This window comes from Streptomyces sp. Sge12 (assembly GCF_002080455.1).
Lineage (GTDB): Bacteria > Actinomycetota > Actinomycetes > Streptomycetales > Streptomycetaceae > Streptomyces.
Genome location: NZ_CP020555.1, coordinates 7,579,991 through 7,605,844, shown reverse-complemented (window position 1 = coordinate 7,605,844; position 25,854 = coordinate 7,579,991). Strand labels below are relative to the sequence as shown.

Sequence of the window (25,854 nt, the reverse complement as noted above, 5' to 3'; positions counted from 1 at the left end):
ACAACGGATTGTCCGCCCCCTTCGGGCCGCTGACCTGCACGGATGCGCGTCGGCCTGCCCGGTCAATCCCACGAGCGGCCAGCGTCCACCTCTCAGCACCGGATCCCCGATCAGAGAGGCAACCCCGTGACACTGCACGCAACCTTCAGGTCCTCCACGTGGGGCAGGGCCGTCGTCGCGCTGACGATGACCCTCCTCGCGCTCGTGGCCACGACGAGCGCGGCGGACGCAGCCGACACAGCGGACGCAGCCGGCGGCACCCGAGCCGGAGTGGACTTCGCGGCGCAGGCCGAGAGCCAGGGACTGGACCGCGCCCAGGCCCGGAGCCTGCAGAACAGGGTCGACGGCTACCTGGCCGAGGAGGGAGGAAAGCAGGTCGCCGCCAACAGGATCGAACTCGACTCCGGCGGCTTCCTGCTGCTCGCGCTGCCCGGCGAGACCTACGCCCGCGACCTCGCCGCGCCGGTCGCTACCCGCGGCGCGGCCGCCGCCTGCCCCTACACGTACGTGTGCGCCTACAGCCAGGAGAACTTCACGGGCGACTTCAAGGCGCTCTTCACGTGCAACACCCTGAACCCCATCCCGTGGACCGGAACCGGTTCGTGGAAGAACAACCAGCGGGCCGAGCTGCGCGCACGGTTCTACGACAGCGCCGGCAACGTCGGCTGGACCTCACCCGGCGGCTACAGCGAGGACGCCCACGCCCCCTGGGGCTGGGTCTACTGGCTCAGCCCCTGCTAGGCCGTCTCTTCCGGATCTTGTCGGGCCCCCTTCGGATCACGGCCCTCGTCCCCGGGTGCGCGCTCTCAGCGCCCCGGGGCGGTGGGCTCGTCGAGGAGCTCGGGGCCGTTGTTGCGCACGTTGTTGACCGCGGTCGACACGGCGCGGACGTCCAGCCGGCCGCCCGCGGGCGCGGCGAGCAGGGCCCGCAGCCGGTCCGGGTCCTGGTGCGACGGGTCGAGCCAGGCCTCGTAGTCGGCGGGAGCGAGGGCGAGCGGCATCCGGGGGTGGACACGGCCGGCCGCGTCGGTGGCCTCGGTGGTGATGATGGTGCAGGTCGCCCACCAGGCCGCCGGATCGTCGTCGTCCGTGACGGCGGGGTCGCGCCAGAACTCGTACAGCCCGGCCATCGCCATCACCTCACCGTCCTCGGGACGGATGAAGTATGGCTGCTTGTACGCCTTCGCGGAGCCGGAGGCGGGGACCGGCTGCCACTCGTAGAACCCGTCGGCGGGCAGCAGGCACCGGCGCTTGGCGAAGGCGCGCCGGTAGGCGGGCTTCTCGTGCACCGTCTCCACCCGCGCATTGATCATCTTTGCGCCGCCGGAGATGCTCTTCGACCAGGACGGGACCAGCCCCCACCGCAGGGGGCGCAGTTGCCGCTCCAGTACCCCGCTCTCCCGGTCGGCGCGCTCCAGTACCGCCCACACCGCGTCGGTGGGGGCGACGTTCCAGCTGGGCTCCAGCAGGTGTCCCGGGTCCGGGGGCGTGGCCTCGAAGAGGCCGGACAGGTCGGCGGGACTGCGGGTGGAAGCGTAACGGCCGCACATGCCGTCCACCCTGCCAGCTGAACCGGGTTCCCGCAGGCTACGCCGCGAAGTCGCCCGGGCCGGTGGTTCCGGCGGGGTCGCCGTGGCGGTCCCCGTCGGGTTTGCCGCCGGCTTTGCCGTCGGGGGCGTCGGGGGCGCTCACCCGGTGGATGCGCAGGGCGAGTTGGAGTTCCAGCGCCCGCTCGGGGCGCTGCCAGTCACGGCCGAGCAGGCTGCCTATCCGCTCCAGGCGCTGCACCACGGTGTTCACGTGCACGTGGAGGGCCTCCGCGGCCCGGGACTGGCTCGTACCCGTGTCGAAGTAGGCCCGGAGGGTGCGGATGAGGTCGGTGCCGCGCTTCGCGTCGTACGCGAGCACCGGTCCCAGGGTCTGGTCGACGTAGCCGCCCAGGTCGGTCTGGTCGCCGAGCAGCACGCCGAGGAAGCCGAGGTCGCTCAGGGCCGCCCCGGTGCCTTCCCGCCCGAGGGTGCGCAGTGCCGTGCGGCACCGGCGGGCCTCGGCGTAGGCGTCGGCGAAGTCCGCGGGGCCGGTGACCGGGCCGGCCGCTCCGACGGTGACCGGACCGGCGAGCACCTGGCCGAGCTCGCCCGCGAGGCGTGCGGCGGCCGGGCCGGTGCCGGTACCAGTACCGGGACCTCGCACCGCGTCGGGGCCGGCGGACGGGCTCGCGGGCGCGCTCGCGCCGGGAGCCTCGGCCGGGCAGACGAGGACCACGTCCTCGTGGTGCAGCCCGGCCAGCCCCTTGCGCGCCTGGGCCAGGCGGGCGGCGGCGGCCAGCAGCCGGGGCCGGGGTACGGCCCCGGTGTGCAGGACGAACACCGCGTGCGGGCGGCCCAGGTTCACCCCGAGCCGCAGGGCGCGCGCCGACAGCCCGGCCGGGTCGGCGGCCCGGGTGAGGAGGTCGCCCAGCAGTTCGCCCCGTACCCGGTCCTCGGTCTCGGCGACGGAGCGGCGCAGGAGCAGCAGCAGGGCGGTGACCAGGCTGGCGCGCTCGAAGAGACGGCGGTCGGCGTCGTCGAGGTCGGCGCGGCCGGTCAGGGCGATGCTGCCGAGCAGTTCGTGGCCGGCGAGGACCGCGCACACCCAGGTCCCGTGCACGGAGACGGCCCGTCCACCGGCCCGCGACGCGGCGACGGCCTCGACGGACGGCGGCCCGGCGTCGGTGCCCACCCGGGCGAGTTCGGCGCCCTCGGCGTCGTGGACGAGGGTGCCGCCCTGCAGGACGGTGCCGATGGCGGTGGCCACGTCGGTGGCGTCGCCGCCGCGCAGCACCAGGTCGGTCAGCCGGTCGTGGGCGTCCTCGGCCCGGCGCATCGCCTCGCTGTGCGCCTCGATCGTCCGCGAGGCCTCGTTGAGGTCGACGAGAGCGGTACGCGTCTCGTCCAGCAGGCGGGCGCCGTCGATGGCGATGGCGGCGTGGTCGGCCAGCGAGGACAGCAGGGCGACCTCGTCGGGCGTGAAGGTGCGGGCGGTGCGGTCCGCCGCGTACAGGACGCCGATCACCCGGGTGCCCAGGCGCAGCGGGACGCCGAGGATGGCCCGCAGGCCCTCCTCCGTGACGGCGGTGTCGATCTTCCTGGTGTGCCGGAAGCGCTGGTCGTCGCGGTAGTCGCCGGTGGAGTAGGGGCGGGCGGTCTCCGCGACCAGCCCGCCGAGCCCCTCCCCCATGCCGAGGCGCACCTGTTGGAACGCGGCGGAGACCGAACCGTCCGTCACCCTCATGTACGTGTCGCCCGCCTCCTCGTCGTTGAGGGACAGGTACGTCACGTCCGTGCCGAGGAGGAGCTTCGCCCTGTGGACGATCGCCCCCAGCACGGCGTCCGGTTCCCGGAGCCGGGCCAGGTCGCCGGCGGTGTCGAAGAGCGCGGCGAGTTCGGCCTCGCGGCGACGGTGCTGGCTCAGGGTGCGGCGGATGCGGAGCGCGATCCGGGTGGCGTCCGCGAGTACGGCCGCGTCCGCGTCGGAGAGTCCGCCGCGCTCGGTCGCACCGGCCGGGGGCGGTGGGGTGAACTGCTCGGCGGGCGCGCCCCGGTCGAGCAGGTCCAGAAGATCGCGCAGCCGCAGCAACGCGCCGCCGTCTCCGCTGCGTTCGCTGTCTTCGCTGTCTCCGCTGCGTTCGCTGGTGACCATCGGGGGTGCTCTCCGTGGGCTGGACGCGGACCAGGGGCGGCACCGGTCGAGCCGTGCCGCCCCGAGAGGTCCGATGGCAAAGGGTCGGGTCAGTTGTCGGCGGGCACCGGATCGTGCCCGGCCGCGGCCCGGCGGGCGCCGGGAACCGCGGTGCGTACGGGGGTGCCTTCCCGCGCCAGGCTACGCCCGCGGGTCTCCTTCGCCACCAGGACGGTCAGCGTGGTGACGGCTGCCGCCGCGGCGAGGTAGACGGAGATGGGCAGGGACGAGTCGTAGTCGCGCAGCAGGGCCACGGCGATGATCGGGGCGAGTGCGCCGCCGATGATGGAGGCGAGTTGGGAGCCCATGGAGGCGCCGGAGTAGCGGACCTCGGTGTCGAACATCTCGGAGATGAAGGCCGCCTGCGGTCCGTACATGGCGCCGTGCAGGAGCAGCCCGACGGTCACGGCGGCGGCGATCACCGGGAAGGACTTGGAGTCCAGCAGCGCGAAGAACGCGAACGCCCAGCCGATCATGCCCACCGAGCCGATGAGGGTGACGGCGCGCCGGCCGACGCGGTCGGACAGCGCCCCCCACGCCGGGATGGTCACGAAGTGGACGGCGGAGCCGATGAGGACGGCGTTCAGGCCGTCGCTCTTGGGCAGCCCGAGGTGGCTGGTGACGTAGACGAGGAGGAAGGCGGTGATGACGTAGTACGAGATGTTCTCGCCGAGGCGGGTGCCGACGGCGGTCAGGACTCCGCGCCAGTTCGTCCGGAACACCTCGGCGACGGGCGGCTTGGCCCTGACCCCGGCGGCGGCCCGTTCGGCGGCCCTGGCCTGCGCCTCCAGGAAGACCGGGGACTCCGAGACCGACACCCGGATCCACAGGCCGATCACCACCAGCACGCCGGACAGCAGGAACGGGATCCGCCAACCCCAGGCGAGGAAGGCCGCGTCGGACTGGACGGCGGCGAGCAGGGCGAGTACCCCGGTGGCCAGCAGATTGCCGCCGGGCGCCCCGGCCTGGGGCCACGAGGCCCAGAAGCCGCGGCTGCGGTCGTCCCCGTGCTCGGAGACGAGCAGCACCGCCCCGCCCCACTCCCCGCCGAGCGCGAACCCCTGGATCAGCCGCAGGAGGGTGAGGAGGACGGGGGCTCCGACGCCGATGCTCGCGTGGGTGGGCAGCAGACCCATGGCGAAGGTGGCGCCGCCCATGAGGAGCAAGCTGAGGACGAGGAGCTTCTTGCGGCCGATCCTGTCCCCGTAGTGCCCGAAGACCAGGCCGCCCAGGGGGCGGGCGGCGAAGCCGATCGCGTAGGTGAGGAAGGCGAGGAGAGTGCCGACCAGGGGCTCGCTGCCGGGAAAGAACAGCTCGTTGAAGACGAGCGCGGCGGCCGAGCCGTAGAGGAAGAAGTCGTACCACTCCACGGTGGTGCCGATGAGGCTGGCGGCGACGATTCTCTTGATGGATCCGGCGGTCGGGGGAGCGGTCTCGGAGGAGGCCATGAACACCACTTCCAGGGGGTCTGCGGGGACGATCGGTGTCGCCACAACGTAGAAGTCAGCAGGTCGGGGGCATATGTGGCGGGCCATCACAATGAGGTGGCCTTCTATGTGCCCCACACCCACACCACCGACACATCTGCCTCGCGCGGTCGCGGTCGTGGGAGGCTGCGGGGACCGGCGATGGGCGGAGCGGATGAACCCGCGACAGTGCGATTGTTCGACACGTCAGGATGGCGGCTGCACCGGTACCACTGGTACAAAGCGACGCTCCCGGCCGTCGCCGTAACGCACCACCGTACGAGCGCCGCCGGTACCGCGGACGGCAGAGTCATGTCGAGGTAGTGCTCGCGGAGCTTGCTGACCTCCGCGTTGCTGCTGCCAGCCAGCCGGAGGGCGATCCAGGACGATTCGAGCTGCCGGGCAATACCCGGCAGGATCCTGCGGGCCTGCGTGGCCTGTTCGTCGGCCTGTCGGGCCCGGCCGGCCGCCTCGATGGCGGTCGTCAGGTGCGTGATGGCGGAGTCGAGGACGGCTCCGGCCTCCTGGGCCCAGCGGCCCCCGCGGGTCGCCCCTTGGGCGAGGTCCTGTTCCAGGCGCACCCGCAGGGCTCCGTGCCCCTCTCGGGCCTGAGCCGCCTTCTCCTCGTACCGCTTGGTCTCGGCGAGGCAGGCGGCGATCGTGCCGGCGAGTTCCTCGTCGCCGCGCCCGACGTACGGGCGCTCCTTCCACGGCGGGATCGGTGCCCCCTCGCCACGGCGTCCCTCAGGCGCCGGTGCGGGGGTGCGGCGGGCCTCGGCCTCGGCGTCGTGGCGCAGGGAGGGCTGGGCCGACGGCGATTTCACCAGGGCTGCCCGCGACGAGACGGTGCGCCGGGCCTGTTCAGGGCCGCTGCGGCATCGTCGCGGGCCTGGTCCAGCTCGACCTGCCGGGGCACAGGAGCGCGGACCGGTTCGGGAGCCGACCGCAGCTCGTCGGAGATCATCGAGTCCGGCCGGGACTGGCCCAGGTAGCGGGCGAACGCCGACACCACGCGCTGCAGCTGCTCGGTCTCCGTACGGGCCGCGCCGAGCTCGGCCCCAGTGCGCTCGTCCTCGATGGCGGCCAGGGGGAGTCAAAGGTGGTTTCGTACATTCCCTGTACTTGATCTCGCTCTGAAGTTGGGAAGTCGCACCCGCCCTTCGAGCTGTCTTCCGTGCTCTGCCCGCGCCTACAGCACCTTCAAGGCGTAGCCGGAAAGCTGCAGTTTCGAGGCACAGCAGGACCGAAGAGTTGGCAAGCGATCTACGTGCGACGAGCGCTTTCGATCGTTGTCGATCACCATCCGGCGCTGGCGTGAGCCTCTCGCAGTGATTACAGCGCGCAATGATCGAACAGGAGCCCGGCCGCCCACACTCGGCTCGTCCAAAGAGGTGGGTTGGAGCAGAAGGTCCCACTGCGTCCCCCCGGTAGACCGTGATCCCATCCGAAATCGCAGCCCTCCCCAGTATCGGATCGGCCCCAAGTTCCCCCATAACAAGAGGGAAGGGGTCGATCAAGAATCCCCTCGGCTCCCTCTTGTGTGCGAGATCGACTCCGTTGACGCCTTTTGGGACCACCGCAAGCGCCCGGACGCCCGAGGCCTACGACGGGGTTGCGCGGCTCGGTGGCTCCTCTCGCGCAGGCCCCCTGCCGTCCCGCTTGGGCGGGGAGCCTCCTTCCTTTTCTGCCGATGGAGGACCACATGCTGCTCGACTCGATGACGCTCGCCCTACTTGTTCTGCCCGCCGGCTTCCTGTGCGCGACCGTCGTCTGCGTCGTGGCTCTGTGCCGCGCGCACCGGAACGACATCGTCGCCCTGGTGCGGGCGTTGGCAGAGCTGGTCTCCGCCTTCACCCGGTACCGCCGGAAGAAGCCGTAACCAGTGGCCCGGCCAGGGCCGTCTCGTACCTTTCAGCCATCCCGCGCACGTCTCCTCGGCTCGGAGCTTCTCGATCCGGGCGCCCCGGGGGCATGGCGGTGCCCCTGGCTAGCCGGCCAACAGGTGCGCCGTGTGTGGAGGGCAAACCCGACCGGCGCGTCGGCCACTACCTCGACGCCGCCCGCGCCCTCGCCACCGCACTCCCTGCTGTCCCAAGCCTGGCCGGCCACGACTGGATCGCCGCCGCCAAAGCCCTGCAGCCGCCACGGCACCTTGGCGAAGACGATGCCTACGGGAATGCGCTCACCCTCCACATGACCGCCCTCGCCGACCTCCTCGACACCGCACGGACCGAACCCACTGACAGCGCCGGACGAGAAGAGGACGTACGGGACGTCGAGGACCGGCTGCTCGGCCACGAAGCCCGGTACTGGCAGGGAAGCGCCACGGCCCGCGGCCTCACCCCCGGCCTGGGTATGGACACACTGCGAACCGCGCTCGCAGCGGCCCACCCACCCCCCTCACCACCGCGCTCGACAACCTCACCACCGACCCCGCAACCACCCTCGACGACCTCGACGCGCTGTACAGCCGGTTCCCCCGCACCAGCCACCGCCTCGCCACCACCGCCGCCCGCCTCGCCACCACCCTCACCCGCGACTACCGCACCCTGGCCATAGCGGACCCGGACGCCCACCTGCCCGACCTCGCCATGGCCCTCAACAACCTCTCCGTCGACCTGGGTGCGGTGGGGCGGCGCGAGGAGGGCCTGACCGCCATCCAAGAGGCCGCCGGTCACTACCGCTCCCTGGCCGAGGCGAACCCCTACCTCTCACCAGCCCTCGAGCAGTCCCTGGACGTGATGACCTGGCTAGAAGGGCTCGAACCCTAAGCCCGGAAACGGTTGCAAGGCGATCGCCTTCTTAGAGGGGCAGGTGGCGTCCCCGGGGTGCTCCCGGGGGCAGCGCTGCTGCGGCAAGGACTTCGATCAGCCTCCTGAGCGAGTGGGAGGAGGACCAGGAGCGGCTTCGGAGCAAGTCGGGGACGGCGAACCGGCTGAGTTTCGCGCTGTTGCTGAAGTTCTTCGGCTTCCGAAGAACTGCCGAGGACATGGAACGGACCGGGGCGCCCCGTACGTTGAGCAGGGCGGGGCCACGCCGTGTGCACCCGGCGAGCACCGAAGGGATGGGGGGCGCGTGCCGCAACGGAGTCGCTCCGCGTGCTTGGCCGCGTCCGCGCTGACCCTCGTCGTCACCGTCCTCGTGCTGTTCGTCCCGGTGGCCGGGGCGCAGGGCATGCCCATGCCCGCCGACAGGCCGCTCGTCCACCACACGGGGTCGGGGCACGCCGGACAAGGGGCAGGACCGGACGACGTCCCGGCGCGGCATGTCGCGGTCACGCACCGACCTGACGCCCACATCCCGGGCCCGCAGCCTGCGGGCCCCGCGCGTCCGGCCGTCGACACGGCCCCGCGCCGCGCCCTGGGTGGGCCCGACACGGGTCCCGTCACCACACTCGCGCCGCCGCGCAGGCCGGCCGAGTCCGCTGCCCCGCGCGGCCCGCCCCACCGATGAGCACGCAGACCGTCATCGACGCCTGACCCTTCTGACCCGGCGCACACCGCGCGGGGCCGGTCACGCGTCCCTCCGTCCTGCCCTCATCGTGGAGTACGCATGTCCCGCGCACCCTTGTCCCGGCCACCCTTGTCCCGTCCATCCTTGTGGAGGGTGATCGTCGCGCTGGCGGCCGTCGCGCTGTCCCTCTACATCGGCCTCACCCAATCCGCCCGCCTCGGCCTCGATCTGCGCGGCGGCACCCAGATCGTCCTGGAGACCCGGGACTCACCCACCGTCAAGGCCGACGCCGCATCCACCGACCGCGCTCTGGAGGTCCTCAGGCAGCGCGTCGACGCCCTCGGCGTCTCCGAACCCGGCATCGCCCGCTCCGGCGAGAAACGGATCATCGTCGAACTGCCAGGGGTGCAGGACCCACGCGAGGCCGCCGAGGTCATCGGCCGTACCGCACAGCTCACGGTCCACCCGGTGACGGGGGCGACGGCCGACCAGGGCTCCGCGATGCCCGAGGCCGACGGATCGCGCACCCTGCCCGACCCGGACCAGCCGGGCAACCACCTGAAGCTGGGCCCCACCGCGTTCACCGGCGAGGGGGTCCAGGACGCGGAGGCGGTCCTGGACCAGCGGTCGCTCAACGGCTGGATGGTCTCCCTCGACTTCCGCAAGGGTGCGGGCGACACCTGGGCGAAGATCACCTCGGACGCGGCCTGCGCGCCTCAGGGCGCTCCGGAACGCCGCGTCGTGATCACCCTCGACAACAAGATCATCTCGGCGCCCGGCGTCACCGCGGACGTGCGGTGCGGGACCGGTATAACCGGCGGCTCCACGCAGATCAGCGGCGGCTTCGGCCGGGCCGAGGCGCGCGAGCTGGCTGCGCTCGTCAAGGGCGGCGCGCTGCCGGTGCCCCTCGACGTCGTGGAGCAGCGCACGGTCGGCCCGACGCTCGGCGCCGACGCGATCGAGGCGAGCGCCAAGGCCGCGCTCATCGGCATCGCCCTGACCGCACTGTTCATCACCGTCGTCTACCGGCTCCTCGGCGCGCTCGCCGCCTTGGCTCTCGCGCTGTACGGACTCATCTCGTACGCCGCTCTGGTGGCGCTCGGCGCGACGCTCACGCTGCCGGGGCTCGCCGGGTTCGTCCTGGCGATCGGCATGGCGGTGGACGCGAACGTCCTGGTCTTCGAACGGGCCAGGGAGGAGTACCTGGGCGTCCGTTCCAAGGACTTGGCGAAGCCGATGAAGACAGGCTTCGCGAAGGCGTGGAGCGCGGTGATCGACTCGAACGTGACGACGCTGCTCGCCGCGGGACTGCTGTTCTTCTTCGCCACGGGCCCGGTCAAGGGCTTCGGGGTCACCCTGTGCATCGGCGTCCTGGCATCGATGCTCACGGCGCTCGTGATCACCCGCGCGCTCGCGGATTTCGCCGTCGCCCGCAGCTTCGTACGCAAGCGCCCCGGTCTGACGGGCATCGCCTCGACGGGCCGGGTCCGCACATGGCTGTCCCGCCGCAACCCGAACCTGGTCCGCCACAGTCGCCGCTGGCTCGGCATGAGCGCGCTCCTGGTGGCGGTGGCCGTCGCAGGAATCCTCATCCGAGGCCTGGACTTCGGCGTGGAGTTCACCGGCGGCCGCCTCGTCGAGTACAGCACCAGCAGGTCCGTCGACGCGGACACGGCCCGCAGCGCCGTGTCCGACGCGGGGTTCCCGCGCGCGGTGGTGCAGGAGTCCGGCGACGGCGACATCACCGTACGCACGGAGAAGCTCACCGACGACGAACAGCAGCGCGTCAAGGCGGCCTTGGAGAAGCCCGGCGGAACCGTCACGGTGGAGCGTGACGAACAGATCGGCCCGAGCCTCGGCAGCGAACTGCGCCAGAAGGCGCTCCTGGCCCTGGGCATCGCGGTGGCCGCCCAACTGGTCTACCTCAGCGTGCGGTTCCGCTGGACCCTGGCGGCAGCGGCAGTCTCTGCGATGGTCCACGACGTCCTCCTCGTGGTGGGCCTGTTCGCCTGGCTGGGCCGGCCGGTGGACAGCGTCTTCCTGGCGGCGCTGCTCACGGTGATCGGCTACTCCGTGAACGACACGGTGGTCGTCTTCGACCGCGTCCGCGAAGCGCGCAACCGGGACCCCCGAGGCGACCTGGAGAACACGGCCAACCACGCGGTGGTCCAGACGCTCCCGCGCACGGTGAACACGGGCATGGGAGCCCTGTTCATCCTGACCGCACTGGCGGTACTGGGCGGCGACTCGCTGGCGGACTTCTCCGTGGCGCTGATCGCGGGCGTCCTGGTCGGCATCGCCTCGACCATCTTCACCGCGGTCCCGATAGCGATCGCCCTGGAACACCGCAACCCGCCACCACCACCGGCACGGGACCGCTGCGCCGCGGAGGCGCAGAGGAAGAAGGAGAGGGGGACGGGGGCGGTCGTCTGAGCCCGCGAGGACGGCACTGAGGTCGGGGGCGGCCTCCATCACACGCCCACCGGGCCTCCACGGAGCTGCGACAACCGCGGCCACGCTCCGTGGAGGCCCGGTCGGCACGATGCCGGGGAGCAGCCGCCGCGACGACCACGAGCCCGTCACCACCATCGCCAAGCACCTCGGCCTCGGCGGCTGCACCCTCTACCGCGCCCAGGCGCGTACGACGGAACCGCTAGGGCCGCCGCTGAGCGGCGGCCCTAAGTACCTGATGGCAGGCGGCCGGCGCAGGCGCGTGTCCGTTCTGGCTGCTCGGTTTGGCTGCTCCAGCAGAGGCATTGCCTGTGCGCTGGGAGAGCCTGACTTGTGTCCGCGAACGCAAGTCGACGCGAGCGCTGCTAGCTCCCCGGGTTGTTCTCGATCAGGAGCATGGCCAGCTCCTCCCGGTGTTCCGCAGACATGTGCAGCCGTATCGCCTCGTACAGGGCGTTCGGTCCTGCCAGGACACCGAGGCCGGATCCGTGCTCCGGCCCTGGGGCGGGATGACCCCCTCCGGCTCGGACACAAGGGCGCTAGAAGCGCGGAGCGCGATGTCTCCAATTGGAGACATCGCCGACCGACACGGTGACGGCCTGTGGAGGAGGGCGTCACCGTGCCTCAGGGGGAGTCAGGAGTTGAGGTGATCTGACTCGGCATCGGCGAGCACGACCCCGTCGAGTCGGTCATGCTCCATGTCCGGGGCGGTGAGAACGACGTGCTGCCCGTGATCTTCCGCATCTCCAGAGCCCTTGGCTGCCGCCCCGTCGACTGCTCGAACGGCGAGTTGCTCGCCGACGATGCTCAGGCCAGCTGGAACGCCTTCCAGTCCTTCCGGGACAGGACGATCGCGTCTGACGCGTTGGGCGATCCCTAAGGCCACTGCATTGGCCTTCGCCGGCACCCGGACCCCCGCTCCTCCCGGCACCGCGCGGCGCGGTCAAGTCGGCGGGTGTGCCTGCCGTTCGCGCCAGACGGCACCGGCGCCTGGTGTCCCGGGTGCGGGCTGGTACGCCCTCTGGCCTAGGCCGAGGCTCCGCGTTGTCGGGCGGGTGAGTGCTTCTCCTGAACCGGGGAACCGAAACGGTCCGTGGGCATGGGCCACGGACCGTCAAGGCTTTAGCGTCATCTCAAACGGCGAATGGAAAGATTGCCGTGCTACGGGTTTGACTCGCGACACCATCTATATTTCGACGATGGTGTACCACGGCATAAATTTCTTCGCCGCCAGACTCTGTGCCGAGCCGTTCGGCGGAAGCTGAGAATGTGAAGGTCCGAGTCTCAAACCTGGACGTGGGACGGAAGGTTTCCACTCTGATATTGATCAAGTCGTCATCGCCGCCGCCGAAGATTTCACCGTCGTCGCTCTCACGGAGGGCCAAACTGTGTGCGAACCCCTCCGGGAACCCCAGTTCCGTCTGGCTGTATTGCATGGTGTATTCGACGACAAATTCAAAAAAATTCGCTGTCGTCTGAGTTACATTCATGATGGGATTTCCCATGAACGAAGCCATGAAAATTACCTCCAATTGAGAAATTGAGAATTGGTTTCCGATCGGCGTCTACGGCCTTTCGGTAGGGGGTCCATGTCCCTCGAAAAGCGTCGCTCTGGCTTTTCTGGATGGTGCGGGCGGGTCTCTGGGCCTGCGTGAACCCGTGCTTCAAGTGAGCCTTACGGGCAACAACCCCGTCATGCCACTAGCCCTCGGGACTTGACAGGCGCATCGAGGGCCCGGAACGACTTCTCGGCGATTGCCGGGAAGTCGGTCTCTCGTCAGCGGGTCAGTCGGGGCCGGGCGTCGACCGCGAGTCACTCGCCTCAGAGGTCGATTAGGAACCCGGATGCGGCCGCAGCCACCGTGTTGGTGTTCCCCGGCCCGTGTGGGTGCAATGCGCGGGTGCACCACGCCGCTCATCCTGCACCTCCGTGTGCGTTGCACGGCTGTCACCTGAGAGCGCGACGTCGGATGCAACCGCGCGGGCCGAACTCCAGCACCGCGTACGGCGTGTCAGCGGGGTCGGCTCCGGCTCGCCCTCGACCTCGTACAGGAAGATGGGCCTGTACGGGCACGTTCACTGGACGGTCTCCTTGCTGGTCAGGCCTTCGGGCCGCTGCCGCGCAGGATGTGCTCAGCGGTGTCGTGCTGGGCAGCCGCCGCTCGGCGGTGCTCGGCGGCGGGCTCCTCGATGACGGCGAGCCGTTCGAAGACGTCGGCCCGGGTGCGGCGGCCCCGGCCGGGCCGGTCACGGCCTCCATTCGCTGGATCCAGTGGAGCGTTGCACCGCTCGGCGCACTGATGGCCGGCGTGACGGCCAACGTCATCGGACTACACGCCACCATCCTCCTGGGCGTCGTCGGCCTCACCCTCTCCGTTCTCTTCCTCTACCTCTCGCCCCTGCTCGCCATGGCCCTCCGCCGCCCCACACAGCCCGCCGTCCCTTTCTGAATCGCTTCCTTTTGCGGGCCCGCACGTTGAACGGTTGGGCCGACTGGTCGGTAGTCCTTCAGCCACATGTTCACCGTGCCCGAGCTGCCGCGGACGTTCAGGTGCGGTCCGCTGTCGCGGCCGCCGGCGGACGCGAACGACGTGACCGATGGCGAGGAGCCGGCGGGCGGCCCGCTGGCCGGACAGGCCGTCGTGGTGACCGGCTCGATGACCGGCCCTCTCGCGGCGTTGTCCCGGACGAGATGAACGAGTTGATCGAGTGGGCCGGCGGAAAGGGATCGTCGTCGGTGTCCAAGCGCACCACCCTCCTGGTGGCGGGTGAGAAGGCCGGCTCCAAGCGCACCAAGGCTGAGGAACTGGGCATCCGCATCCTCGCCCCCGAGGAATTCGTGGCCATCGTCGCCGGTTTTCTCCCCGCGGCCTGGGCAGTGTCTGACGAATGATCACGGGCTGGTTCGCGGAGCCAGAGGATCAGCGAGGCCAGGACGACGCCGGCACGGTAGCGGTCGGCAAGCTTGTCGAATCTCGTCGCGATCGCGCGGAACTGCTTGAGGCGTGCGAAGCATCGTTCGACCATGTTGCGGTCGCGGTAGACGCGGTAGAGCTCCTTGTCGAAGGCGGGCCGCCGGCCGCCGAGGCGCCCTCGGCGGCGGCGGTTGGCTGTTCGGTCGCGGCGCTCGGGGATCGACGGCGATGCCCCGACGCCGCAGCAGATACCGGATCGCTCGGCTGGAGTAGGCCTTGTCGCCCAGGACTCGGGGCTGTTTCGTGCGTGGGCGGCCGGTGTCGGCTCGCGGAACGCGGACCCCGTCGAGGACCTGACCGAATGCGGTGGCGTCGTCGACGTTGCCGGGCGTGAGCACGATGGACAGCGGCAGTCCCGGCCGTCGACGGCGAGGTGGACCTTGGTGGTCAGCCCGCCTCGGGACCGGCCGAGGGCCTGGCCCGTCTGCGAGCCGACCGGATCTTCCAGTTCGTCCTCGTCCGCAGCCCCCTTTTACGTGCGCCGGCGGCGTGCTGGTGAACACGTTGATCGCGGAGTCGACGGCGACGGTCCACTCCACCCGGCCCTCCGTGTCGTCGCGGACCTGCACATGCTCCAACAGCCTTGCCCACGTGCCGTCCGCCTTCCAGCGGGCAAACCGCTCATAGACGGTCTGCCACGGCCCATACCGCTCGGGCAGGTCACGCCACGGAGCCCCGGTCCGCAACCGCCACAGCACACCATTGACCACCTGCCGGTGATCACGCCACGGCCGACCACGCCCATCCACCTGCGGCAGCAAGGGCTCCATCCACTGCCACGCCGCCTCCGTCAACTCGCCTCGACCTGCCACAAGATCAATTTTCAGGCAGGCCTTAGTAGCATGGGCACGCCATCCCCCCGTGCCGTGTCCAGCCGACGGAAGACACCCATGCGCCTCCAGCGGATATCCGCCGCGACCGCGGCCCTCGCCGCGCTCACCACCCTCGCCACCGCTTGCGAGGACTCCGCCAAGCCGGGCCCGCCCGCCGCGAGCCCCTCCGCGAGCGCTCGGGGCGCCGCCGGCGACTCCCCCACGGCCGCCGGCGCCGGCGCCGCGCCCGCCACGCTGGCCGGGGCGCAGGCCCACGTACAGCAGTACACGTCCTGCGAGAACCTCAGCCCCGACCCGACCGACAGCCGGGTGCCGCTGAGCGGTTTCATCGGCACCGGGGACTGGGGCATCACGGAGCGCGGCGTCTGCACGGACAAGAAGGCGCGGGGCGAGATCGTCCTCTTCCTGACCCCGGACATGAAGGCCTTCCAGCAGGCCGCCAAGGACAACGCCGCGAAGCTGCTCGCCGAGGGCCGGGACGACACCGACCTCGCCAGCCGCACGGTCGTGGGCAAGACCTTCGCCCTGACCGCGCTCAGGACCGCCACCGCCGTGTCCCTGGTCGACCCGCCCAACTCCGACCTGCGCATCCTGAGTTGCAACCCCGACGTCTTCGTCCCGGAGGGGTTCAAGAAGGAGAAGGCCCTGGTCGAGGGCTGCTTCCTCACCGACTACGTCAACAGCCCCGACGGCCAGGGCAGCCCCCACCGCGGGGCGGTCCGTGACCCCTCCACCGAGGGAGCCGCGAAGCCGGGCCAGCCGTCCACCGGCAGCCTGGGCCTGCCGAGCGCCGGCAGCATCGCCGAGCTGAAGAAGCTCGTCAGCCCCCACACGGTCGACTGCACGAGCATGAAGGTCACCGACGAGCAGGTACAGTCGATCGACTACATGCCGGTCGTCGACGGCCCCGCGAGCGCTTGGGGCGTCAAGCAGCGAGCGGTCTGCGGCCAGCTCGGCGGGGAGCAGCGCGCGCACAACCTGAACTGGCTGGACACCGTCTCCGACATGAAGACCCTCCAGACCAAGGCCAAGGCGGCGCAGCTGGCCGACCTGAAGGACGACGGGCGCCTCAAGGCCACTGCGAGCAAGCTGCTGGTCGGCACGAACATCGCAGTGGAGACCAACAACGCGAACGTCCGCCGCGGGCTGTACCAGCTCCAGTTCCTGTACCTGAACTGCGAGACCGGCTTCACCGCGCCGGCCGGCTACCGGCTGGAGAAGGCCCAGGTCGAGGGCTGCGTCCTGACCAACTACGAGCGCCCGAGCTGACACACGGCCGGTCGAGGCGCTTGCTCCGCTCCCGCTGAGCACGGGCGTGGTCGTCCAGCAGGAGACACGTATGCCGGTGGGTGGTCAGTGAAGTGCCGGAACTAGCCTGTGTCTGCGCCGGAACATCCCGCTCCGGAATGTCGCACGAGGTGGGGGACACATGGGCAGGACCGTGGGCCGGGGTCGCGGCGCCAAGTGGGCGCTGATCGCGGTGCTCGCGACCGGCGCCGTCGTCGGCGGGGTCGCATTCATGACGGCCCCGGCCGACGAGTACCCCGCCGGCGAGGGCTGGATCCGGGAACCGTCGTCGAAGGCCGCGCTGCGTGCCGCGGGCGACCCCTCGCAAGCCGCAGTCTCGGCGGAACTCGCCGCTGCTGCCGCGGCGGCCGGGATTGCTGCGGGCCCGGTCCACCCCTCGGACGGGGACGGGGACGGGGACGAGGACGGACACGGAACAGCCGACTGCATCGCGGACTGGACCGGCGACGGCCCCGCTGACGAGGCCCGGCTGGCCGCGCTTGAGACCGCCTTGGAGGAACGCGGCTGGCAGGTCGTGGCCCGCCGCGGGAGTCCCTTCCCGGAAGTGGCCCTGAGCAGCGGCTCCTGGCGGCTGGAGCTGCACAACGGTGGCCTCCTGAACACCGCCACCCTGGTCGCCAGGCGCTCCACCGAGCCCTGCGAGGAAGCCTTCCGCCGTGCGGAGGAGACCCGGGGGCCGCGAGGCTGAACGGCTGGGCAGGTGGGTCTCGAGCGGGCCTTCGGCCCGTCGCTGCCCACCGGTTTCGGGGCCTCTCCAAGCACCGGCCGCAGGTCCTTTCCCTCTCGATATCGACACCCGCGGGCTCACGTCGCGTCGCGGTCCATCCCGAGGATGTGATCCGCCACCACTGGCAGTGGACCAGCCGCACCCACCGCGCGAAGGCGGCGGCCGTACGAGTCGCGCGCTGTGCCCATGTCGTGGCGAAGGGCCGTTCCGTCGGACAGGAGCTTGCCCATCCGGTCCGGGCGCGCTTCGGTGGGCACGACGGCCGGACATCCCGGCCGCAGCCGACAGAGGAGGATGGCGTGCGCCGTTTCGAGGCAGGCCGGACGGTTGTTCGGCGCGACGTGCACCGTACGGGTCGGGTGTGGAGCGAGCAGGCGCTACGGGTTGTCGCCGACACCGACGAGGCGCTGGTGGCCGCCTGCGCGCCCGGAGCGGAGGTCCGCTGGCCCGCCCTGTATGCCAAGGCCCGCGACGACGGGGACCGCTCGGTGCGAACGGAGGCGTTCGAGGCAATGGCGACCGGCCGGTGGGATCTGGTGGCCGCGGTGTGGCAGGAGACCGACCTGCTGCTGTGGAAGCCCCCGGAGGCCTGGTTCAGCGTCAACGCCTTCTACGTCCCCGACAGCGACGGGCGCCGACTGCGGAACTGGTACGTCAACTTCGAGCACCCCACCCGCCGCACCGAGGCCGGGTTCGACACCTTCGACCTCACCGTCGACCTGCTCATCGCCCCCGACCTCACCCGCTGGGAGTGGAAGGACGAAGACGAGTACGCGCACGTGCGCCGTCTCGGTATCGTCTCCGACGCCGAGCACCGAGCCGTCGACGACGCCCGCGCCCAGGTGCTCGGCATGGTGGCCGACCGCTCCGGCCCGTTCGCGGCCGCAGACCGGTGGGCCGTCTGGCGGTGGGAGCCGGCCTGGCCCGCGCCACGCCTTCCGCAACCTGTTCCGCTCGCGGAGACGGTCGCGTCGGAGAGCGCCTGAACCGTCGGCCGGACGGTGGTGGTGCACCGCCCAGACCGCGTCATCGTCGTCATCAGCGTCAACCCAGAACTCGGCACCGCAGTCTCCGGAACCCTGCTGCGCGCCCGCGCGGACGATTCCCCAGCCGTGGATGCATCCGTTCGTACACCTCGACCGAAAGGAGAGGGGAGGCAAAAGCCTCCGTGCCCGGAGCTGCGCCGGGCACGGACCGGGTGCGGGCGGGGCTGAGGAGTGGTGGCGATGGCAGGTGGCCCCGGCTGGCGGGTCGGGCTCGACGGCGGGCGACCGCAGGGGCGGTCATGCGCTCATATCGGGCTCCTGGCGACGTACGAGCCGTCACCGCAGGCTCCGTCGGCCGGCTGCGCGGACTGCGTGTCGCGCGGCTGGCGCTGGGTGCGGCTGCGCCGGTGCGTGACGTGTGGCTACGTCGGATGCTGTGACAGTTCGCGGGGCATGCACGCCCATGGTCACCATGTGCTGAGCGGACACCCGGTCGCCCTTTCCCTGGCGTCCGACGAGGACTGGGCCTGGTGCTTCACCGACGAGGCCTTCCTCGTCCGGTCCGGCCACGGCGGATCGGGGCACGTACGGCGCCAGCCGCACTAACCGCGGCGAACGGTTGCTGCGGAAGGCAGTCTGTCGGCCACCGCGTCGGCCAGCCTGTCGAATTCGGGACGCAGGAAGGGTGTGGCCAGGCGTACCCATCCCTTGAACCGCAAGGACGCCGTGTAGGTGAGGAGCGTGGTCGTGGCCGAGCGGGCCCGGAAACTCAGGTCGTCGGTGGCCGTGACGGTCTTGTTCTCACCGACGAACAGCAGCCGATCCGGCTCTTTGGAGACGAGCCGGTAGAGCAGGTCGCTGGTCCGGCCACGGAAGCGCGAAGTGTTCTGCCACGTGGTTCCCTGCTGAACCGGTCCTTCACCGACCCGCACGCACCGCACCGTGCCCGGGTCCCATTCCTCGGTTCGGGAGAAGTCCTCCAGGTAGGCAACCAGATCATTGAGAGGAAGCCCGACGAGGATGTCCCTCCGGACGGTGATCGCCACAGCCGACCCCTTACCGGCCCCGCGAGGCCGAATCGATGTTCCGCGGACGTACTACTTCCCCGAAGGACCCGCGGATGGATGCACGATCGACGGCCGGGTCCGTGAATATCCCGGCAGGGCTGAGGACGGGGGGCGAAACCGGAAGACGCTCCCGCGCTCCACCGGACGGATTCCGTTGCGCGATCGAGGCGCACCGCGAGCCCCTGCCTGCCGGGTCTGGATGGCGTCCACCCGTGAAACGCTGCAAGGAGGTCGGGCGTGACGTTCTCCTGTATCTGGTATTCGGGTATCTCGAAGAGGCTGGGTTGGACGAGCCAGGCTCCGATCGCACGGTTCAGCAAGCCGGAGAATTCCTCGTATGCAAGTAGGGCCCGAGCTATTGCTTGGCCCGGCTCATTAGCCAGCAGCATCCCGAAAGCCACCGTCGAGCAGCCACGCCCACCGGGCCGGCGCCGAGGTACGGGTACGCGGGTGGGCGGGGATGCGGCCGACGAGGTCGATCCCGGGCAGCAGCCCGGTGCGGCTCCCCCGCCCGCGGCGGGGTCCTGCTGTAGGCGCCGTTTTCGGTGGTCAGGCCGTGAGCGGCCCCACCGTGAAGCGGTCCGAGCAGATCTGGAAGGGGGCCTTGACGAGGACCTCGTCCTTCGAGGCGGGCGGGTAGACCGCCAGGAAGGTGCCTCGGGCCAGGCACGGGCCGCCGATGGGCCCGTTCGTGGTGTGGAGGACGGCCGTCGCGCTGCGCCCGGGCGCCAGGGTGACGGGCCCTGACGCCGTGCCTTCGCGGTCGGCCGGGCTGCCGATGCGTTGCCGGTCCGCGTTCAGGACGCTGACACCGGGGTGGCCGAGCAGGGTGCACGAGCGGTCGCCGATGTTGGTGAAGCCGAGCGGTACGTACAGCTGGCCGGCGCCGGGGTCCGGTGTTCCGACGGCCAGGTCCAGGTCACCGGCGGCGCAGGAGCTCGCGGGCGCGGGTGCGGGACCGGGGGCCGCGGCTGCCGGAACGGCACATACCAGTGTGGTCCCCACGGCCGCGGACAAGAGGGCGGGAACCGCCGTGCGTGTGATGTTCACCAGGACTCACCCCGATCGATCGTGCCGACGTGGACGCCGGCTCGTGGTTGATGTCCGTCGCGCCTACCCGCGACGGCCCTCGCCAAGCGTGCCCGCTCAGCTGCCCCGTGCCCCGGGGGAGTCTGGCCCGGCGAGGGCCCTCAGCACGCGGTCGGGTGTAAGGGGCAGTTCGCGCAGCCGCCGTCCCGTGGCGTGGGCGACGGCATTGCCGATCGCGGCGGCCGTGCCGACGATGCCGATCTCGCCGATTCCCTTGCTGCCCATCGGATTGAGGTGCTTGTCGTGTTCGTCGATCCAGTACGCCTCGAGGTCCGGCACGTCGGCGTGCGCAGGCACGTGGTAGGCGGCGAGGTCGCTCTCGGTGAAGTCCCCGAAGGCGGCGTCCGTTGTGCTGTGCTCGGTGAGCGCCATGCCCAGCCCCATGACCATGCCGCCCTTGAACTGGGAGCGTGCGGTACGGGGGTTGAGGATGTGCCCGGCGGCGAAGACGCCCAACAGCCGTCGTACGCGGACCTCGCCGGTGACGGTGTCGACCTGGACCTCGGCGAAGTGCGCGCCGAAGGCGTGCCGGGCGTAGGGGGATTTCTGCTTGGCCGATGCCGTGGTGTCCGCGGACGCGGACAGGCCTTCGGGCGGCAGCGGCCCGCGGTGCTGTTCGAGGCGGGCCACGAGTGCGGCGCACGCGTCGTGGACGGCCCATCCCCACGAGGCGGTGCCGGAGGATCCGCCCGCCAGGGAGGCGGAGGGCAGGCCGGTGTGGCCGATGGCCACGGTGACGTCGTCGACGGGTACCTGCAGCGCATCGGCGGCCACTTGGGCCAGGACGGTGCGGGCTCCGGTTCCCATGTCGGTGGCGTTGATCTCGATGTGGTGGCTGCCGTCGGGGCGGGCGTGTGCGCGGGCGGTCGAGGGGGCGACGAGGACGGGGTAGGTGGCCGCGGCGACCCCGGTTCCGAGAAGGAGCGGACCGTCGCGCCGCGGCGTGCGCAGGGCGGCCCAGCCGAAGCGTTCGGCGCCCTCATGCAGGCATTCCACCAGGTGGCGGCTGCTGAAGGGACGGCCGCTGTCGGGTTCGACCCGGGGCTCGTTGCGCACGCGCAACTCGATCGGGTCCATGCCGAGGGCTTGCGCAAGCTCGTCCATGGCCGACTCCAGGGCGTACATGCCGGGCGCTTCGCCGGGTGCGCGCATCCAGGAGGGCGTCGGGACGTCGAGGGCGACGGCGCGGTGCGTGGTACGGGCGTCCGGTACGGCGTACATGACGCGGCCGGGTACGGCTGCCTGCTCGACGAACTCCCGGATGCGGGAGGTGTGGGTGGTGACCTCGTGGACGAGGGCGGTGAGGGTTCCGTCGGTGCGGGCGCCCAGGCGGACGCGGTGCAGGCTGGGCGCGCGATGGCCCACCGTCGCGGGGAGGTGGGCACGGGGCAGGGAGAGCTTGACCGGCCGTTCGTAGCGCCGGGAGGCCATGGACGCCAGGACCACGTGCGGGCGGGGGGTGCCCTTGCAGCCGAAGCCCCCGCCGACGTGCTCGGAGACGACCGTGACGTCGTCCTCGGGGAGCTCCAGGAGGGAGGCGAGGGCGGCGCGGACGGGGCCTGTCCCCTGACTGGAGTCGTACACGGTCAGGTGGCGGCTCGCCGGGTCCCAGTCGGCGGTGGCGGCGTGCGGCTCCATCGGGTGGTTGTGCAGGGGCGGCACGGCGTAGGCGCAGTCCACCCGTACGGGGGCGGCCGCCAGGGCGGCGTCGGGGTCGCCCTGCTCCCGGTGGGCCGGGTGGCCGCCGTTGGCTTCCTGCGGCGTGTACGCGTCGGGGTGGTCGGCGCTGAGGGTCACGTCGTGCGGTTCGCCCGCGTAGCGGACCCGGACCCGCGAGGCGGCGTCCTGGGCTGCTTCCAGGGTGTCGGCGACCACGAGGGCGACGTACCAGCCGCGATGGGGGACGCGCAGATCCTGCAGCACTCGCAGGGTGGGGTCCTCGGCGGGCCCCAGGCGCGGTGCATTGAAGGGCGTGAGGACGCCGATGACGCCCTGCAGGGCCGTGGCGGCGGTGTCGTCGACGGCGAGGATCTGTCCGCGCGGGACCGTCGCGGGGACGGGCCAGGCATGGGCGCAACCGGGCGGGGTGTGTTCGGCCGCGTAGCGGGCGGCTCCGGTGACCTTGTCGTGTCCTTCCCGCCTGGGTGCGGGGCTGCCGAGGGCGGTCATGGCGGGACGGCTCCTTTGCCGGTGGGGCGGGCGGCTACGGGCGGTGTGCGGCGGTGGGCCCGCCGTCGGCGGCGCGGACCAGGGTCGTGAGGGCGTCGCGGGCGAGGTTGCGGGCGAGGGGGACCTTGAAGGCGTTGTCCCGCAGGGGCCGGGCCCGGGAGAGTTCGGCGTCGACGGCCTCGCGCACGGCCTCGTCGGTGGGCCGGGCGCCCGTGAGGAGCTGTTCGGCGGTGGTGGCCCGCCAGGGGCGGTGGGCCAGGCCGCCGAAGGCGAGGGCGACGTGCCGCACATGGCCGTCCCCGAGTTCCAGGACGGCGGCGACGGACGCCAGGGCGAAGGCGTACGAGGCGCGGTCGCGGGCCTTGCGGTAGAGGGAGACGGCGTCGGGGGCCGGCGGGGGCAGGACCACGGCGGTGATGAGTTCTCCGGGGCGGATCACGGTGTCCTGCTCGGGGTGCGTTCCGGGCAGCCGGTGGAAGTCGGCCGCCGCGATGCTCCGGGGGCCCTCCTCGTCCCCGTACAGCTCGACCGTGGCGTCGAGGGCGGCAAGGGCGACTGCCATGTCGGAGGGGTGGGTGGCCACGCAGTGCTCGGAGTGGCCCAGGACTGCGAGGTCGCGGTGCACGCCGTCGCGGGCACCGCATCCGGTGCCGGGCTCGCGTTTGTTGCAGGGCTTGGACAGGTCCTGGAAGTACGGGCAGCGGGTGCGCTGGAGCAGGTTCCCGCCTGTGGTGGCCACGTTGCGCAGCTGGCCGGACGCGCCGGCGAGGAGGGCCTGGGACAGTGCGGGGTACCGGGTGCGTACGAGGGGGTGCGCGGCCAGGTCGCTGTTGGGGACGGTGGCGCCGATGCGGAGCCCTCCCCCGGGCAGCTGCTCGATGTCGTGCAGGGGCAGCCGGGTGATGTCGATCAGGGTGGCCGGGGTCTCGACGCCGTGTTTCATCAGGTCGACCAGGTTGGTTCCGCCGGCCAGGTAGCGGGAGCGCGGGTGGCCGGCGTAGGCGGTCACGGCTTCCTGGAGGCTGGTGGCCCGTACGTAGGCGAAGGGCTTCACATGATCACGTCCGGGTGGGGGCGGGCGTCGGGGGCCGGGCGGGCGTCGCGGGGACGGTCGGTGGGGGTGGTGCCCGCCGCGGCTTCGGCAACGGCGTCGACGATGCCGTTGTAGGCGCCGCACCGGCAGAGGTTGCCGCTGAGCCGCTCGCGGATTTCCTCGGGGGTCAGGGCGACGGGGCCGGAGTCCGAGCCGGGAGCGGTGACGTGCGAGGGATGGCCGGCGGCGGCTTCCTCGAGGACGCCCACTGCGGAGCACAGCTGTCCCGGGGTGCAGTAGCCGCATTGGAACGCGTCGTGGGCGAGGAACGCCCGCTGGATCGGGTGCGGGGATCCGTCGGCGTCGGCGAGGCCCTCGACGGTGGTGACCTCGCAGCCGTCCTGAGCGACGGCGAACAGCAGACAGCTGTTGACGCGGCGGCCGTCCACGAGAACGGTGCAGGCGCCGCACTGTCCGTGGTCGCATCCTTTCTTGGAGCCCGTCAGGTCCAGGGTTTCGCGCAGGGCGTCGAGAAGGGTGACGCGGTGGTCGATGTCGAGGACGTGGTCGGTGCCGTTGACGCGCAGGGTGACGCGCGAGCGGTGGCCGGCGTCCGGCGGCCCGGCTCCGGTGGCGGTCCCGGGGCCGGTGGTGGCCCCGGGGCCGGTGGTGGCCCCGGAGCCGCTGCCGGTGCGATGCGTGGAGGGGGTTCCGCTCGCGGCCACGATTCTCCTTCGCGTGCGTCGGCCGGGGTGTTCCGGTTCAAGGGATTCCGATACACCGGGGCGTTTCCGGCTAATAGGGGTATACCAGCGCCTGCCCGGCCCCGTCCGGTTCACACGCGGAGGGACCCCTGTGCCGGCTGTCTCCCCTTTCGGACACGGTCGGCGATGCGTCCCGAGCCGCTCGCGCCCCGCACGGGAAGGGGCCCGAACTCGTCGAGTTCGGACCCCTTCCCCACGCCGGCCCGGCGCTGCGGGCCGCGCCGGGCCGTTTCGGCTCAGGCCGGGGGTCCGCCGAACGGCACACCGATGCCGTAGTACGTGCCCAGGCCGTCGCGGTAGCCGGCGTTGCCGAGGTGCTGGTCGCGATGGAACTCCGGGGCGTCCTTGATCTGGCCCTTGGTACGGTCGACGTAGATCTTCCGCTCGGCAGCGTCGATACGGACCACGACGCTCGCCGGGAGCAGTACCTCCTTGCCGAAGATCCACACACCGGTGTCCACCACCAGATAAGCGTCACCGACCTCGTCGGAGTGCTTGTCGACCTTGCCGACGCGCCCGTCGGTCGCCTCGACCTCGAAGCCGGTCAGATCGGTACCGGCCAGGTAGCCGGCGGTCGACTTGAAACTCCACACATGCTCAGTCACGCGGAAACCACTCCTCCGGTCGACGGTGGGCGACGAGTACGGTCCTCGTAGCCCTTGCTTCACCTGGACTCCCGCCTGCCCCACACCCGCAGCCTCATGCACCCGGGATGACGCGCCGCGGCGTCCGGCCGGGCAGGGGCGCCGCACCGTGAGCCGGACAGCGGGTACCGGCCGACGCCGACCACCCGACGCCGACCACCCGACGCCGACCACCCGACGCCGCGCCCGCGCCGGCAGAGTTGCACGGGGCTGCGGCGCCGATGCCCACGTTCACGCCCACGTCCTGGAGGCCGGGTGAACCGTCGTGTCCTGAGCGCCGCGCTGGACGTCCCGCTTCCGCCCGAAGAGGCATTCCGGCTCTTCACCGCCCGCGGTGAGCGGGACGGTCAGTCCGGGCGCTTCGTGACTACCAAGCGTCCCAGAGCCCGCCGTGACGGTGGCGCACCGGAGGTATGTCTGCGCCGTCGAGGTCGTGGCCGCCGTGGTGCAGTCCGCGGATCCGCTGAGCCTCAAGTCGGCTCTGGAGCCGAGCCCGGCGTTCCGCCGTAGCGATCTCGGTCGAGAACGAGCCGTCTCTGCAGTCGAGCACCATCCACTGCCAGGAGGTGATCCGGCGCAGTGTCTTCGCCGGGACGGGGCGACGGCCTTCGCGCGAGGCCCGGGCCAGTTCGGCGTGCGTGTAGCGCAGGTCGTAGAGAGACATGGACTCCGAAGCGTCGTCCTGGACGCGGAGTTGCCTGGGAGTCGTGCGGACCGTTCGGGACATCGAAAGCCTCCGTAGGGCCCTCCGGGCTTTCCAGAGGTACCTACGGGGGATGCGTGGTGGTCAGCACGACTCAGTCCCCTCGTCGGTCGGGCGATCCGCCAGCAGCACAGTACCCGGGCGGAGGCCCGGGCGCCGGGACTCGCTGGTTGTCACCAGGAGGATGCGGTTCTGGCCACTCGCCGACAGCGCGCATCAGGGCGACGGCATCCCCTGCCGAGGACAAAACGAACACCTCCCCGACGTACCCCTTCCCGCACCGGGGTACGGCTCGCCGTCCAACACCGGCGCCACGGCAAGCGCACCCCCGTCCTTCGCCGAGCTCGGCGTGGAGCGGCCGGCCCGTGACCGCCTGCCGTACCCAGCCGTCGAGGTGGTCGTCGACCGGGGCGCGAGCCAGGATGCCGTGTCCGGTCCCGGCTACGGGCAGCCTCCGAGAGGCCCT

The 25,854-nt window shown here is 71.4% G+C and carries 25 protein-coding genes and 1 pseudogene; 11 read left to right on the top strand and 15 right to left on the bottom strand.

The window, feature by feature from the left end; translation table 11 throughout:
* Positions 1 to 126: 126 nt before the first annotated feature.
* Positions 127 to 741, top strand: coding sequence for a peptidase inhibitor family I36 protein (locus B6R96_RS34085; RefSeq protein WP_081524664.1), 615 nt, complete (start codon positions 127 to 129; stop codon positions 739 to 741).
* Between the two features lie 65 nt (positions 742 to 806).
* Here B6R96_RS34085 and B6R96_RS34080 read toward each other — a convergent pair whose 3' ends face one another.
* The 5 genes from B6R96_RS34080 to B6R96_RS34060 form a co-directional block, all read right to left on the bottom strand.
* The gene (locus tag B6R96_RS34080; RefSeq protein ID WP_053170757.1) at positions 807 to 1,550 is read right to left on the bottom strand and encodes an SOS response-associated peptidase; all 744 of its coding nucleotides are present in this window, start codon (positions 1,548 to 1,550) and stop codon (positions 807 to 809) included.
* A 37-nt stretch (positions 1,551 to 1,587) separates the two neighbouring features.
* Entirely contained in the window at positions 1,588 to 3,681 is a 2,094-nt protein-coding gene (locus tag B6R96_RS34075; protein WP_081524663.1) for a helix-turn-helix domain-containing protein, read from the bottom strand.
* Between the two features lie 89 nt (positions 3,682 to 3,770).
* Entirely contained in the window at positions 3,771 to 5,168 is a 1,398-nt protein-coding gene (locus B6R96_RS34070) for an MFS transporter (protein WP_081525389.1), read from the bottom strand.
* A 104-nt stretch (positions 5,169 to 5,272) separates the two neighbouring features.
* Complete coding sequence (locus tag B6R96_RS34065) at positions 5,273 to 6,010, bottom strand: hypothetical protein (protein ID WP_081524662.1); 738 nt, start codon at positions 6,008 to 6,010, stop codon at positions 5,273 to 5,275.
* A complete protein-coding gene (locus B6R96_RS34060; protein ID WP_081524661.1) occupies positions 6,007 to 6,198 on the bottom strand; it encodes a hypothetical protein in 192 nt (63 codons plus the stop codon). The genes B6R96_RS34065 and B6R96_RS34060 overlap by 4 nt, the downstream gene beginning before the upstream one ends.
* 678 nt (positions 6,199 to 6,876) lie before the next feature.
* On the opposite strand from B6R96_RS34060, the gene B6R96_RS34055 reads away from it, so the two are divergent.
* From B6R96_RS34055 to secD, 4 genes are all read left to right on the top strand, one after another.
* Positions 6,877 to 7,065, top strand: a complete 189-nt coding sequence (locus B6R96_RS34055) for a hypothetical protein (protein WP_081524660.1) — start codon at positions 6,877 to 6,879, stop codon at positions 7,063 to 7,065.
* Between the two features lie 712 nt (positions 7,066 to 7,777).
* Positions 7,778 to 7,957 (top strand): hypothetical protein, encoded by a 180-nt coding sequence (locus tag B6R96_RS34045; protein ID WP_081524658.1) that lies wholly within the window; start codon positions 7,778 to 7,780, stop codon positions 7,955 to 7,957.
* A 331-nt stretch (positions 7,958 to 8,288) separates the two neighbouring features.
* Positions 8,289 to 8,639, top strand: a complete 351-nt coding sequence (locus B6R96_RS34040; protein WP_081524657.1) for a hypothetical protein — start codon at positions 8,289 to 8,291, stop codon at positions 8,637 to 8,639.
* Between the two features lie 99 nt (positions 8,640 to 8,738).
* Entirely contained in the window at positions 8,739 to 11,072 is a 2,334-nt protein-coding gene (gene secD / locus B6R96_RS34035) for a protein translocase subunit SecD (protein WP_081524656.1), read from the top strand.
* Between the two features lie 652 nt (positions 11,073 to 11,724).
* On the opposite strand, the gene B6R96_RS37450 is transcribed toward secD, so the two are convergent.
* The gene (locus B6R96_RS37450; RefSeq protein WP_159396417.1) at positions 11,725 to 11,997 is read right to left on the bottom strand and encodes a hypothetical protein; all 273 of its coding nucleotides are present in this window, start codon (positions 11,995 to 11,997) and stop codon (positions 11,725 to 11,727) included.
* Between the two features lie 226 nt (positions 11,998 to 12,223).
* Positions 12,224 to 12,607, bottom strand: a complete 384-nt coding sequence (locus B6R96_RS37445; protein ID WP_159396416.1) for a hypothetical protein — start codon at positions 12,605 to 12,607, stop codon at positions 12,224 to 12,226.
* Between the two features lie 612 nt (positions 12,608 to 13,219).
* On the opposite strand from B6R96_RS37445, the gene B6R96_RS34025 reads away from it, so the two are divergent.
* Positions 13,220 to 13,540 (top strand): hypothetical protein, encoded by a 321-nt coding sequence (locus B6R96_RS34025; RefSeq protein WP_081524654.1) that lies wholly within the window; start codon positions 13,220 to 13,222, stop codon positions 13,538 to 13,540.
* Positions 13,541 to 13,648: 108 nt separating this feature from the next.
* Positions 13,649 to 13,983: pseudogene (locus B6R96_RS34020) on the top strand (BRCT domain-containing protein); the annotation flags it as partial.
* Here the strand turns inward: B6R96_RS34020 and B6R96_RS34015 are convergent.
* Positions 13,984 to 14,835 (bottom strand): transposase, encoded by an 852-nt coding sequence (locus tag B6R96_RS34015; RefSeq protein WP_443069997.1) that lies wholly within the window; start codon positions 14,833 to 14,835, stop codon positions 13,984 to 13,986.
* A 120-nt stretch (positions 14,836 to 14,955) separates the two neighbouring features.
* Here B6R96_RS34015 and B6R96_RS34010 point away from each other — a divergent pair, with 120 nt between their 5' ends.
* The 4 genes from B6R96_RS34010 (at position 14,956) to B6R96_RS33995 (ending at position 18,525) form a co-directional block, all read left to right on the top strand.
* Positions 14,956 to 16,167: a hypothetical protein gene (locus B6R96_RS34010; protein ID WP_081524653.1), complete on the top strand. Its 1,212-nt coding sequence runs from the start codon at positions 14,956 to 14,958 to the stop codon at positions 16,165 to 16,167.
* A 160-nt stretch (positions 16,168 to 16,327) separates the two neighbouring features.
* Positions 16,328 to 16,894, top strand: a complete 567-nt coding sequence (locus tag B6R96_RS34005; RefSeq protein WP_081524652.1) for a hypothetical protein — start codon at positions 16,328 to 16,330, stop codon at positions 16,892 to 16,894.
* A 338-nt stretch (positions 16,895 to 17,232) separates the two neighbouring features.
* A complete protein-coding gene (locus tag B6R96_RS34000) occupies positions 17,233 to 17,919 on the top strand; it encodes a DUF402 domain-containing protein (RefSeq protein WP_107475633.1) in 687 nt (228 codons plus the stop codon).
* Positions 17,920 to 18,159: 240 nt separating this feature from the next.
* Complete coding sequence (locus tag B6R96_RS33995; RefSeq protein WP_081524651.1) at positions 18,160 to 18,525, top strand: UBP-type zinc finger domain-containing protein; 366 nt, start codon at positions 18,160 to 18,162, stop codon at positions 18,523 to 18,525.
* Here the strand turns inward: B6R96_RS33995 and B6R96_RS33990 are convergent.
* The 7 genes from B6R96_RS33990 to B6R96_RS33960 form a co-directional block, all read right to left on the bottom strand.
* Complete coding sequence (locus B6R96_RS33990; protein WP_237291598.1) at positions 18,522 to 18,965, bottom strand: SRPBCC family protein; 444 nt, start codon at positions 18,963 to 18,965, stop codon at positions 18,522 to 18,524. The two genes, B6R96_RS33995 and B6R96_RS33990, sit on opposite strands and share 4 nt — an antisense overlap.
* 570 nt (positions 18,966 to 19,535) lie before the next feature.
* Complete coding sequence (locus B6R96_RS33985; RefSeq protein ID WP_159396415.1) at positions 19,536 to 20,036, bottom strand: DUF4232 domain-containing protein; 501 nt, start codon at positions 20,034 to 20,036, stop codon at positions 19,536 to 19,538.
* Positions 20,037 to 20,132: 96 nt separating this feature from the next.
* Positions 20,133 to 22,244, bottom strand: coding sequence for a xanthine dehydrogenase family protein molybdopterin-binding subunit (locus tag B6R96_RS33980; RefSeq protein WP_081524649.1), 2,112 nt, complete (start codon positions 22,242 to 22,244; stop codon positions 20,133 to 20,135).
* A gap of 34 nt (positions 22,245 to 22,278) precedes the next feature.
* The gene (locus B6R96_RS33975) at positions 22,279 to 23,298 is read right to left on the bottom strand and encodes an FAD binding domain-containing protein (RefSeq protein ID WP_081524648.1); all 1,020 of its coding nucleotides are present in this window, start codon (positions 23,296 to 23,298) and stop codon (positions 22,279 to 22,281) included.
* On the bottom strand, positions 23,295 to 23,864 hold the full coding sequence (locus B6R96_RS33970) for a 2Fe-2S iron-sulfur cluster-binding protein (RefSeq protein WP_237291723.1): 570 nt from the start codon (positions 23,862 to 23,864) through the stop codon (positions 23,295 to 23,297). The genes B6R96_RS33975 and B6R96_RS33970 overlap by 4 nt, the downstream gene beginning before the upstream one ends.
* A 413-nt stretch (positions 23,865 to 24,277) precedes the next feature.
* Positions 24,278 to 24,646, bottom strand: coding sequence for a PRC-barrel domain-containing protein (locus tag B6R96_RS33965; RefSeq protein WP_079403547.1), 369 nt, complete (start codon positions 24,644 to 24,646; stop codon positions 24,278 to 24,280).
* A 406-nt stretch (positions 24,647 to 25,052) separates the two neighbouring features.
* Positions 25,053 to 25,349 carry a hypothetical protein gene (locus B6R96_RS33960; RefSeq protein ID WP_159396414.1) on the bottom strand — a complete coding sequence of 99 codons (297 nt, stop codon included), beginning with the start codon at positions 25,347 to 25,349 and terminating at the stop codon, positions 25,053 to 25,055.
* Positions 25,350 to 25,854: the final 505 nt, after the last annotated feature.